This window comes from Kitasatospora mediocidica KCTC 9733 (genome assembly GCF_000744225.1).
Taxonomy (GTDB): domain Bacteria; phylum Actinomycetota; class Actinomycetes; order Streptomycetales; family Streptomycetaceae; genus Kitasatospora; species Kitasatospora mediocidica.
The window spans coordinates 419,544-431,560 of record NZ_JQLN01000003.1; the positions used below are offsets into that span (position 1 = coordinate 419,544).

Consider the following 12,017-nt stretch of genomic DNA (forward strand, 5'->3'; position numbering starts at 1 on the left):
GCTGGCGGTCGCAGCACGCAGTCGGGACGGACGGAACGTATGGCTCAGGACCCTCCCCCAGCCTTCGGCCAGGGGTACCCCCACGGCAGCGACGGGCAGGAGCCCGCCGGGTACGAGTACCAGCAGTCCTGGTATCCGCAGCAGCCGCAGGCCCAGCCGGATCCCTACGGGGACGCCCAGCACCAGCACCAGCACGAGCAGCCGTGGCAGTGGCAGGACGACCAGTCGCAGCAGCCGCAGCAGCAGCCCGAGCCGGTGTACCAGGCGGGCTACTACGCGCCCTACCCCGGCCACGCGCAACCGGAGAGCGCCGACCCGACGGCCGGCTACCAGGCCGCGCCCGGCTACGACAGCGTCCCGTCACCGCCGACCGGCGATGACCCGGCCGCGACCGTCGACCCGGCCGAGCCCTTCACCGAGCCGGCGGATCCGTCCTCGTCCGTCCCGTCCCCCCGCCGCGCGGGCCGCTCCCGCGGCGCCGCCGGTGCGGGTGACGCCGAGGGCGCCGCCGGCTCGATGCTCGACCGGGCCAAGGCGGCCGCCGGCGCGCTGGTCGCGTCCGACCGGACCCCGGCCAAGCGCGCGCTGCTGATCCGTACGGCCGCCGGCGTCGCGGCGCTCGGCGTGCTGGTGACGGCGGGTTTCGTCGCGACCAGGCCCAGCGCCCCCGCGAAGAACACCGCGGCCGCCCCCACCGACACCGGCTTCGCCGTCGCGCACAACAAGGTCTGGACCGCCCAGCCCGCCGCCGCTGCCCAACCGGGCGCGGACGACACCCTGGTGGGCAGCTGGCTGCTGGCCGACGCGGTGGTCCGCGCCGACAGCAGCGGCGTGCACGCGTACGACCTGGCGGCCGGCAAGCCGACCTGGAGCGTCGCCGCACCGGCCGCCGGCGCCGTCCCCTGCGGGCTCTCGCCCACCGTCAACGCGGCCGGTCTCGGCGGCGTGCTGTTCCGGACGGCGGCCGACCCCAACAGCCCGTGCACGCTGCTGGCGGCGGTCGACTCCAAGACCGGCAAGACCGCCTGGACCAAGACCATCTCCGGCGCCACCGGCCCCTACGCCGCGCACGTCGCGGTCACCGACGACAAGGTGATCGTGGTCGGCGACGACAAGGCGGTGGCCTGGGCCGCCGCCGACGGCAAGGACGCCTGGCTGTACGCCGGGCAGGGCAAGTTCTGCTCGCTCTCCGGCAACGCGTCCGGCGCCACCGTGGTCGTGCACAGCAGCTGCGCGGACAGCACCCCCGCCGACCAGGCCGTGGCGCTGTCGGTGGCCGAGGGCAAGGTGCTCTGGTGGCGCGGGCTCAACAACTCGCCCAGGACCGTCACCGTGCTGTCGGCGGAACCGGCCGTCGTGCTGACCACGGGGGACAAGCCCACCGACGCCCGGGTGTTCGGCTGGGGACCCACCGGTGATCCGGCCGGCGAGATCCCGGTGGCGACCGCCGGTGGGCGACTGGACGTCGCCCACGGCAGCTTCGACCCGGTGCCCGGGGTGTTCTTCCAGGGGCACACGATGACCACCACCCTGCTGCCCGACGCCCCCGGTGCGGCGGTGGTCACCTCGTACGACCTGTCCACCGGCAAGCAGCTCTGGCAGACCCCGGTGAGCGAGAAGGGCACGGTCAGTGCCGTCGGCATCGACAACGGCGCGCTCGTGCTGGCCGCCGACGAGCGCGTCGGCCAGCCCGCGCACCTGAGCCGGTTCGCCCTGACCGGCGGCCAGGAGGACGCCGGCGGCGGCTTCCCTCCGGACACCGGTTCGCTGCTCGGCTCGGGCCGGGTGCTGACCGGCGACGGCAAGGTGATCGTGGTGCCCACGCACTCCACCACCTTCGGCCTCGCCACCGCCTACCAGGCCAAGAGCTGACGCCAAGAGCCGACGCCGGGCGCCGGGCGTCGAGTGCCGCGCGTTACGCGGCCACCGGCTGCGGCAGCCAGGCCGCCAGGTCGCCGGCGTCCGCGGCGCGCAGGCCGAGCGCCAGCATCAGCGAGGCCTCCGGGGTCGGCTCGAACGGGCGCCGCAGCAGGAGCATCCCGGCCTGCTCGGGCGTCCGGTCCGCCTTGCGCTGGTTGTCCGCGGCACAGGCGGCCACGGTGTTCAGCCAGCTGTCGGCGCCGCCGCGCGACTTGGGCTGCAGGTGGTCCACGGTGGTCGCCCGCCGGCCGCAGTAGGCGCACAGGTGCTGGTCGCGCGCCAGCACGCCCCGCCGCGACCACGGGGCCCGTTGTCGGAACGGCACTCTGACGTACCGCCGCAGCCTGATCACCCGGGGTACCGGTATCGCCACCCCCGTGGCCCGCACCATGCGCAGCGGATGTGCCTGCTCGACCACGGCCTTCTCCTGGAGCACCAGCACCACCGCACGCTGCAGTGACACGGTCGACATCGGCTCGTAGCTCGCGTTCAGAACCAGCGTGTTGCGCATCCCGGCCACCTCCCAGACCACTCCCGCCCCGTGGCGGACTCGTCCACTGTGGACGCCCCACCCCGGGCGGGACAACGGGATTTCGGGCGTCCCCGACTGTCGGTGACCCCCAGTACGCTCGCTGCTGTGCTGACCTCCACCGATCCGTTGCCGCACTCCTTCTTCGACCGCCCGGCCCCGCTGGTCGCGCCCGAGATCCTCGGCCGGGTGCTGAGCTGCCGGCTCCCCGAGGGGACCGTCGAGCTGCGGATCACCGAAGTGGAGGCGTACCAGGGAGCGGACGATCCGGCCTCGCACTCCTTCCGCGGCCGCACCGCGCGCAACGCCGCGATGTTCGGCCCGCCCGGCCACGCCTACGTGTACTTCACCTACGGCATGCACTTCTGCGTGAACCTGGTCTGCGGCCCGGGCCTCACCCCGGGCGGCGTCCTGCTGCGGGCCGGCGAGATCACCTCCGGCCTGGAACTCGCCCGCAAGCGGCGCTCCACCAGCCGTACCGACAGCGACCTCGCCCAGGGCCCGGCCCGGCTGACCGTCGCGCTCGGCATCGACCGCGCGCAGGATGGCGCGGACCTGCACGGGCCGGTGCTGCGCCTGCTGCCGGGCAGCCCCCCGCCGCCCGAACTGGTCCGCAGCGGACCGCGGACCGGCGTCGCGGTGGGCGCCGACACCCCTTGGCGCTTCTGGACCTCGGGCGATCCCACGGTCAGCCCCTACCGCGCGCACGCTCCACGCCGCCGCTGAGCCGGCGCCGCGGCGGCTGAGCCGGGCAGCCGACCGCCCGGCAAAACGGCTGGCGCGAACCGCGTACTCTCGGACAGATTGGATAACAGAGCCGGGCCGCCTCCGATGTGGCCCGACCGGACCGAGGAGAACCGTGACCGTGACGGACATCGTCGACGAGCTGCGGTGGCGTGGGCTGATCGCCCTGTCCACCGACGAGGACGCATTGCGCAAGGCGTTCGCGGACGGCCCGGTCACGTTCTATTGCGGCTTCGACCCGACCGCGCCGAGCCTGCACCTGGGCAACCTCGTTCAGATCCTCACGATGCGCCGGATCCAGCAGGCGGGGAACCTCCCGCTCGGCCTGGTCGGCGGCGCCACCGGCCTGATCGGGGACCCCAAGCCCACCGCCGAGCGGGTGCTCAACGACCGCGAGACGGTCGCCGCCTGGGTGGAGCGTGTGCGTGGCCAGATCACGCGGTTCCTGGACTTCGAGGGTCCCTACGCCGCCCGGATGGTCAACAACCTCGACTGGACCTCCGAGCTCTCGGCGATCGACCTGCTGCGCGACATCGGCAAGTACTTCCGGGTCAACGGCATGATCGCCAAGGAGGCGGTGGCCCGTCGGCTGAACTCCGACGCGGGCATCAGCTTCACCGAGTTCAGCTACCAGGTGCTCCAGGGCAACGACTTCCTGGAGCTCAACCGTCGCTACGGCTGCACGCTGCAGACCGGTGGCAGCGACCAGTGGGGCAACCTCACGGCCGGCACGGACCTGATCCGCAAGGCCGAGGGCAAGTCGGCGCACGCCCTGGCCACCCCGCTGATCGTGAAGGCGGACGGCACCAAGTTCGGCAAGACCGAGTCCGGCACCATCTGGCTCGACCCCGAGCTGACCACGCCGTACGCGTTCTACCAGTTCTGGCTGAACGCGGACGACCGCGACGTCTCCAACTTCCTGCGGATCTTCAGCTTCCGCTCCAAGGAGGAGATCGAGGAGCTGGAGCGGGACAGCGCCGAGCGGCCCGCCGCCCGGATCGGCCAGCGCGCCCTGGCCGAGGAGCTGACCACGCTGGTGCACGGCGCCGACCAGTACGAGCGCGCGGTGGCCGCCTCCAAGGCGCTCTTCGGCCAGGGCGACCTGGGCGAACTGGACGCCGCAACGCTGGCCTCGGCCCTGGCCGAGGTGCCGACCGCGACGGTCGGGGAGCTGGCGCCGATCGCCGACCTGCTGGTCGCGGTGGGCCTGGCCGCCAGCCGTTCCGCAGCCCGCCGGACCCTGAAGGAGGGCGGCGCGTACCTCAACAACGCGAAGGTCGCGGACGAGGACGCGGTGCCGGCGCAGGCCGACCTGCTGCACGGCCGCTGGCTGGTCCTGCGCCGCGGAAAGCGGAACCTCGCGGCGGTCGAGTTGCGCGCGAGCTGATGTTCTCTCACGGTGGCCGACGCTGAGAACGCGTCAGGTGGCCTGAAAACACCGGCCGTTGAGCTGGGAGTACGTCTCTGAGGGGCCGGATCTGGTCAGATCCGGCCCCTCGGTGTTTGACGGAGCCGCCTACCTGGCCTAGTGTTGGACGAGTCGCCTGAACCGGTCGGACGGAAGGGGCAGCTGAGAAGCTGGCCCGAACCAACCGGAGCGACCATCACATTTACCGAATTAACTACGTCGCATCTCTGTCTTTATTTTCATTGATTCGACATGGTCCGGACCTGGTCCGGAAATACGGTAGAGTGGCGGTCGCCGCAGAAATGGCGGACCTGGTCAGCCAGGAAGTCGGAAAAGGCAGTCAGCCGGATCTGATAAGCTGAATACAGAACGAAACGCAGTAACTGAAACGAATACTCGGAGAGCTTGCGAGAGCAGCTCGAAGAAAGTGTCCGTTCCTTGAGAACTCAACAGCGTGCCAAAAGTCAACGCCAGATATGTTGACATCCCCGGCCTCGGTCTTTGATCGGGGTTGGAGATTCCTTTTGAAGTAAGACACAGCGAGGACGCAGTGCACGTAGCCACCCTATTCCGGTGGTTGTCGTGCCGCTCAACGCGGGTGTTGAGCCCGATTACGGGCAGACATTCACGGAGAGTTTGATCCTGGCTCAGGACGAACGCTGGCGGCGTGCTTAACACATGCAAGTCGAACGATGAAGCCTTCGGGTGGATTAGTGGCGAACGGGTGAGTAACACGTGGGAAATCTGCCCTGCACTCTGGGACAAGCCTTGGAAACGAGGTCTAATACCGGATATGACCTGTCCTCGCATGGGGATGGGTGGAAAGCTCCGGCGGTGCAGGATGATCCCGCGGCCTATCAGCTTGTTGGTGGGGTAATGGCCTACCAAGGCGACGACGGGTAGCCGGCCTGAGAGGGCGACCGGCCACACTGGGACTGAGACACGGCCCAGACTCCTACGGGAGGCAGCAGTGGGGAATATTGCACAATGGGCGAAAGCCTGATGCAGCGACGCCGCGTGAGGGATGAAGGCCTTCGGGTCGTAAACCTCTTTCAGCAGGGAAGAAGCGCAAGTGACGGTACCTGCAGAAGAAGCACCGGCTAACTACGTGCCAGCAGCCGCGGTAATACGTAGGGTGCGAGCGTTGTCCGGAATTATTGGGCGTAAAGAGCTCGTAGGCGGCTTGTCACGTCGGATGTGAAAGCCCGGGGCTTAACCCCGGGTCTGCATTCGATACGGGCAGGCTAGAGTGTGGTAGGGGAGATCGGAATTCCTGGTGTAGCGGTGAAATGCGCAGATATCAGGAGGAACACCGGTGGCGAAGGCGGATCTCTGGGCCATTACTGACGCTGAGGAGCGAAAGCGTGGGGAGCGAACAGGATTAGATACCCTGGTAGTCCACGCCGTAAACGGTGGGAACTAGGTGTTGGCGACATTCCACGTCGTCGGTGCCGCAGCTAACGCATTAAGTTCCCCGCCTGGGGAGTACGGCCGCAAGGCTAAAACTCAAAGGAATTGACGGGGGCCCGCACAAGCAGCGGAGCATGTGGCTTAATTCGACGCAACGCGAAGAACCTTACCAAGGCTTGACATATACCGGAAACGGCCAGAGATGGTCGCCCCCTTGTGGTCGGTATACAGGTGGTGCATGGTTGTCGTCAGCTCGTGTCGTGAGATGTTGGGTTAAGTCCCGCAACGAGCGCAACCCTTGTTCTGTGTTGCCAGCATGCCTTTCGGGGTGATGGGGACTCACAGGAGACTGCCGGGGTCAACTCGGAGGAAGGTGGGGACGACGTCAAATCATCATGCCCCTTATGTCTTGGGCTGCACACGTGCTACAATGGTCGGTACAAAGGGCTGCGATGCCGCGAGGCGGAGCGAATCCCAAAAAGCCGGCCTCAGTTCGGATTGGGGTCTGCAACTCGACCCCATGAAGTTGGAGTTGCTAGTAATCGCAGATCAGCATGCTGCGGTGAATACGTTCCCGGGCCTTGTACACACCGCCCGTCACGTCACGAAAGTCGGTAACACCCGAAGCCGGTGGCCTAACCCGTAAGGGGAGGAGCCGTCGAAGGTGGGACCAGCGATTGGGACGAAGTCGTAACAAGGTAGCCGTACCGGAAGGTGCGGCTGGATCACCTCCTTTCTAAGGAGCACATAGCCGCTTGCGAGCAAATGTCTCGCACGGTTGCTCATGGGTGGAACGTTGACTATTCGGCACACACGGTTGAAGTCGTTAGTACTGTCCTTCGGGGCGTGGAACGCGGTGGAGGTCGGGTGTGTCGGGCACGTTGTTGGGTCCTGAGGGAACGGAAGTTGCCTCAAGGATGCCGGCCCCACTGAAGGTACGTTTCTGCGTACTGGCGGTGGGTGTCTGGTCGTTGTTTGAGAACTGCACAGTGGACGCGAGCATCTGTGGCCAAGTTTTTAAGGGCGCACGGTGGATGCCTTGGCACTAGGAACCGATGAAGGACGTGGGAGGCCACGATAGTCCCCGGGGAGCCGTCAACCAGGCTTTGATCCGGGGGTTTCCGAATGGGGAAACCCGGCAGTCGTCATGGGCTGTCACCCATACCTGAACACATAGGGTATGTGGAGGGAACGAGGGGAAGTGAAACATCTCAGTACCCTCAGGAAGAGAAAACAACCGTGATTCCGGGAGTAGTGGCGAGCGAAACCGGATGAGGCTAAACCGTATTGGTGTGATACCCGGCAGGGGTTGCCAATGCGGGGTCGTGGGAAAGTTCTTCAGTCGTCTGCCGGCGGCTGGGTGAGTCAGAAACCGTATGGGTAGTCGAAGGACATGCGAAAGGTCCGGCGTAGAGGGTAAGACCCCCGTAGACGAAATCTGTACGGCTCACTTGAGCTTCTCCCAAGTAGCACGGAGCCCGAGAAATTCCGTGTGAATCTGGCGGGACCACCCGCTAAGCCTAAATATTCCCTAGTGACCGATAGCGGATAGTACCGTGAGGGAATGGTGAAAAGTACCGCGGGAGCGGAGTGAAATAGTACCTGAAACCGTGTGCCTACAAGCCGTGGGAGCGTCGGACACCAGCTTGCTGTGTGTCTCGTGACTGCGTGCCTTTTGAAGAATGAGCCTGCGAGTTTGCGGTGTGTAGCGAGGTTAACCCGTGTGGGGTAGCCGTAGCGAAAGCGAGTCCGAATAGGGCGGTTGAGTTGCATGCCCAAGACCCGAAGCGGAGTGATCTAGCCATGGGCAGGTTGAAGCGGAGGTAAGACTTCGTGGAGGACCGAACCCACCAGGGTTGAAAACCTGGGGGATGACCTGTGGTTAGGGGTGAAAGGCCAATCAAACTCCGTGATAGCTGGTTCTCCCCGAAATGCATTTAGGTGCAGCGTCACGTGTTTCTTGCCGGAGGTAGAGCACTGGATAGGCGATGGGCCTCACCGGGTTACTGACCTTAGCCAAACTCCGAATGCCGGTAAGTGAGAGCGTGGCAGTGAGACTGTGGGGGATAAGCTCCATGGTCGAGAGGGAAACAGCCCAGAACACCGACTAAGGTCCCTAAGCGTGTGCTAAGTGGGAAAGGATGTGGAGTCGCACAGACAACCAGGAGGTTGGCTTAGAAGCAGCCATCCTTGAAAGAGTGCGTAATAGCTCACTGGTCAAGTGATTCCGCGCCGACAATGTAGCGGGGCTCAAGCACACCACCGAAGTCGTGTCATTGCAGCATGAAGGGCCAACGCCTGCTGTGATGGGTAGGGGAGCGTCGTGTGCCGGGTGAAGCAGCGGAGGAATCCAGTTGTGGACGGTTCACGAGTGAGAATGCAGGCATGAGTAGCGATACAAGAGTGGGAAACTCTTGCGCCGATTGACCAAGGGTTCCTGGGTCAAGCTGATCTGCCCAGGGTAAGTCGGGACCTAAGGCGAGGCCGACAGGCGTAGTCGATGGACAACGGGTTGATATTCCCGTACCCGCTTTGAAGCGCCAACGTCGAACCTCTGAATGCTAAAGCCGCGAAGCCGGCCTGGAGTCTTCGGACGAAGGGACGTGGTGGAGCCGCTGACCCAACAGGGTAGTAGGTGAGCGATGGGGTGACGCAGGAAGGTAGTCCAGCCCGGGCGGTGGTTGTCCCGGGGTAAGGGTGTAGGCCGAGTGATAGGCAAATCCGTCACTCATTGAGGCTGAGACCTGATGCCGAGCCGATTGTGGTGAAGTGGATGATCCTATGCTGTCGAGAAAAGCCTCTAGCGAGTTTCATGGCGGCCCGTACCCCAAACCGACTCAGGTGGTCAGGTAGAGAATACCGAGGCGTTCGGGTGAACTATGGTTAAGGAACTCGGCAAAATGCCCCCGTAACTTCGGGAGAAGGGGGGCCACACCTGGTGATGGGATTTACTTCCTGAGCTGGGGGTGGCCGCAGAGACCAGCGAGAAGCGACTGTTTACTAAAAACACAGGTCCGTGCGAAGCCGTAAGGCGATGTATACGGACTGACGCCTGCCCGGTGCTGGAACGTTAAGGGGACCGGTTAGTCTAGTTTCGACTAGGCGAAGCTGAGAACTTAAGCGCCAGTAAACGGCGGTGGTAACTATAACCATCCTAAGGTAGCGAAATTCCTTGTCGGGTAAGTTCCGACCTGCACGAATGGCGTAACGACTTCTCGACTGTCTCAACCATAGGCCCGGTGAAATTGCATTACGAGTAAAGATGCTCGTTTCGCGCAGCAGGACGGAAAGACCCCGGGACCTTTACTATAGCTTGATATTGGTGTTCGGTTCGGCTTGTGTAGGATAGGTGGGAGACTGTGAAGCGGCAACGCCAGTTGTCGTGGAGTCGACGTTGAAATACCACTCTGGTCGTGCTGGATGTCTAACCTAGGTCCGTGATCCGGATCAGGGACAGTGTCTGGTGGGTAGTTTAACTGGGGCGGTTGCCTCCTAAAGAGTAACGGAGGCGCCCAAAGGTTCCCTCAGCCTGGTTGGCAATCAGGTGTTGAGTGTAAGTGCACAAGGGAGCTTGACTGTGAGACCGACGGGTCGAGCAGGTGCGAAAGCAGGGACTAGTGATCCGGCGGTGGCTTGTGGAAGCGCCGTCGCTCAACGGATAAAAGGTACCCCGGGGATAACAGGCTGATCTTCCCCAAGAGTCCATATCGACGGGATGGTTTGGCACCTCGATGTCGGCTCGTCGCATCCTGGGGCTGGAGTAGGTCCCAAGGGTTGGGCTGTTCGCCCATTAAAGCGGTACGCGAGCTGGGTTTAGAACGTCGTGAGACAGTTCGGTCCCTATCCGCTGTGCGCGTAGGAATATTGAGAAGGGCTGTCCCTAGTACGAGAGGACCGGGACGGACGAACCTCTGGTGTGCCAGTTGTCCTGCCAAGGGCATGGCTGGTTGGCTACGTTCGGGAGGGATAACCGCTGAAAGCATCTAAGCGGGAAGCCTGCTTCGAGATGAGTATTCCCACCTCCTTGAGAGGGTAAGGCTCCCAGTAGACGACTGGGTTGATAGGCCGGATGTGGAAGCCCAGTAATGGGTGGAGCTGACCGGTACTAATAGGCCGAGGGCTTGTCCTCAGACGCTCGCGTTCACTGTGTGGTTCCCGGGTAGCGAACAGCTATCGCCGGTGACGGACCGATTTTTCGGTCCAGCCACGATAAATGAAACATCACCAACTAAAAAGTGTGTTTCGCTGAATACCCGATAGGGTTTCGGTGGTCATAGCATGAGGGAAACGCCCGGTTACATTCCGAACCCGGAAGCTAAGCCTCATAGCGCCGATGGTACTGCAGGGGGGACCCTGTGGGAGAGTAGGACGCCGCCGAACAATTATTCAAGGCCGCGGCCCCAGCGATTCGCTGGGGCCGCGGCCTTTTTGTTTTGGCTTTATGCATGATCTGTCGGCTCACTCCGCCGCCTTCCAGGCGCGGGGTTGGAGCTGATGCTTGACAATGGAGACGGTGTGTGGCCAGGCGGCCGGCACCGAGCCGCCCGGGCGCAGTCGCTGTCCGGAGCTGCGGCGCAGCTGATGAAGCAGAAGGAGTCACCGCGATGTCGAACCCGCCCCAGGACCGTCCCGAGCGTCGATCGGACGAGGGCCGAGGCTACGAGCCCCGCTCGCGCGGCGGATCGTCGAACGACCGTGGGTCGAGTGACCGTGGGCCGCGTCGTGACGACCGCGCCTCGGGCGGGGACCGCGGCGGTTTCCGTCGTGACGACCGTCCGTCCGGTGGCGACCGTGGTGGCTACCGCAGCGACCGTCCGTCCGGTGGGGACCGTGGTGGGTTCCGCAGCGACCGTCCGTCCGGTGGGGACCGTGGTGGGTTCCGTAGCGACCGTCCGTCCGGTGGTGGGTTCAACCGTGACGACCGCCCCTCCGGTGGTGGCTTCCGTCGCGACGACCGCCCCTCGGGTGGGGACCGTGGTGGGTTCCGCAGCGACCGTCCGTCCGGTGGGGACCGTGGTGGGTTCCGTAGCGACCGTCCGTCCGGTGGTGGGTTCAACCGTGACGACCGCCCCTCCGGTGGTGGCTTCCGTCGCGACGACCGCCCCTCGGGTGGGGACCGTGGTGGGTTCCGCAGCGACCGTCCCTCGGGTGGGGACCGTGGTGGGTTCCGCAGCGATCGTCCGTCGGGTGGGGACCGTGGTGGGTTCCGCAGCGATCGTCCGTCGGGTGGGGACCGTGGTGGCTTCCGCAGCGACCGTCCCTCGGGTGGGGACCGTGGTGGGTTCCGTAGCGAGCGTCCGTCCGGTGGTGGGTTCAACCGTGACGACCGCCCCTCCGGTGGCGGTTTCCGTCGCGACGACCGCCCCTCGGGCGGCTTCAACCGTGACGATCGTCCGTCGGGCGGGGACCGTGGTGGTTACCGCAGCGACCGCCCGTCGGGTGGGGACCGTGGTGGGTTCCGCAGCGATCGTCCGTCGGGTGGGGACCGTGGTGGGTTCCGTAGCGAGCGTCCGTCGGGTGGTGGGTTCAACCGTGAGGACCGTCCGTCGGGTGGGGACCGTGGTGGCTTCCGTCGTGACGATCGTCCGTCCGGTGGGGACCGTGGTGGCTTCCGTCGCGATGACCGTCCGTCCGGTGGGGACCGTGGTGGGTTCCGTAGCGAGCGCCCCTCGGGTGGCGGCTTCAACCGTGACGACCGCCCCTCCGGTGGTGGCTTCCGTCGCGATGACCGTCCGTCGGGTGGGTTCAACCGCGATGACCGTCCGTCGGGTGGTTTCCGTCGGGATGAGCGTCCCAGCAGCGGTGGTGGCTTCCGTCGCGACGACCGTCCGTCGGGTGGGTTCAACCGTGACGACCGTCCGTCGGGTGGTTTCCGTCGGGATGAGCGTCCCAGCAGCGGTGGTGGCTTCCGTCGCGACGACCGTCCGTCGGGTGGGTTCAACCGTGACGACCGTCCGTCGGGTGGTTTCCGTCGGGATGAGCGTCCCAGCACGGGTGGTGGCTTCC

4 protein-coding genes, 3 rRNA genes and 1 pseudogene are annotated in these 12,017 nt (G+C 65.2%); 7 read left to right on the forward strand and 1 reads right to left on the reverse strand.

Going from position 1 to position 12,017, the window contains the following annotated elements:
* The first annotated feature begins 39 nt into the window (after positions 1–39).
* Positions 40–1,872, forward strand: coding sequence for an outer membrane protein assembly factor BamB family protein (locus BS80_RS07300; protein WP_035794428.1), 1,833 nt, complete (start codon positions 40–42; stop codon positions 1,870–1,872).
* A 43-nt stretch (positions 1,873–1,915) separates the two neighbouring features.
* On the opposite strand, the gene BS80_RS07305 is transcribed toward BS80_RS07300, so the two are convergent.
* On the reverse strand, positions 1,916–2,431 hold the full coding sequence (locus tag BS80_RS07305; RefSeq protein WP_035794875.1) for an HNH endonuclease: 516 nt from the start codon (positions 2,429–2,431) through the stop codon (positions 1,916–1,918).
* A 126-nt stretch (positions 2,432–2,557) separates the two neighbouring features.
* Here BS80_RS07305 and BS80_RS07310 point away from each other — a divergent pair, with 126 nt between their 5' ends.
* From BS80_RS07310 to BS80_RS44250, 6 genes and pseudogenes are all read left to right on the forward strand, one after another.
* Positions 2,558–3,175, forward strand: a complete 618-nt coding sequence (locus BS80_RS07310; protein ID WP_035794429.1) for a DNA-3-methyladenine glycosylase — start codon at positions 2,558–2,560, stop codon at positions 3,173–3,175.
* A gap of 139 nt (positions 3,176–3,314) precedes the next feature.
* Positions 3,315–4,580: a tyrosine--tRNA ligase gene (gene tyrS / locus BS80_RS07315; protein ID WP_035794877.1), complete on the forward strand. Its 1,266-nt coding sequence runs from the start codon at positions 3,315–3,317 to the stop codon at positions 4,578–4,580.
* 645 nt (positions 4,581–5,225) lie between these two features.
* Positions 5,226–6,747, forward strand: a 16S ribosomal RNA gene (locus BS80_RS07320).
* Positions 6,748–7,018: 271 nt separating this feature from the next.
* A 23S ribosomal RNA gene (locus BS80_RS07325) occupies positions 7,019–10,140 on the forward strand.
* A gap of 134 nt (positions 10,141–10,274) precedes the next feature.
* A 5S ribosomal RNA gene (rrf, locus tag BS80_RS07330) occupies positions 10,275–10,391 on the forward strand.
* Together the 16S, 23S and 5S rRNA genes form the textbook arrangement of a ribosomal RNA operon.
* Before the next feature lie 734 nt (positions 10,392–11,125).
* A pseudogene (locus tag BS80_RS44250) lies at positions 11,126–11,737 on the forward strand (DEAD/DEAH box helicase); the annotation flags it as partial.
* Positions 11,738–12,017 lie beyond the last annotated feature (280 nt).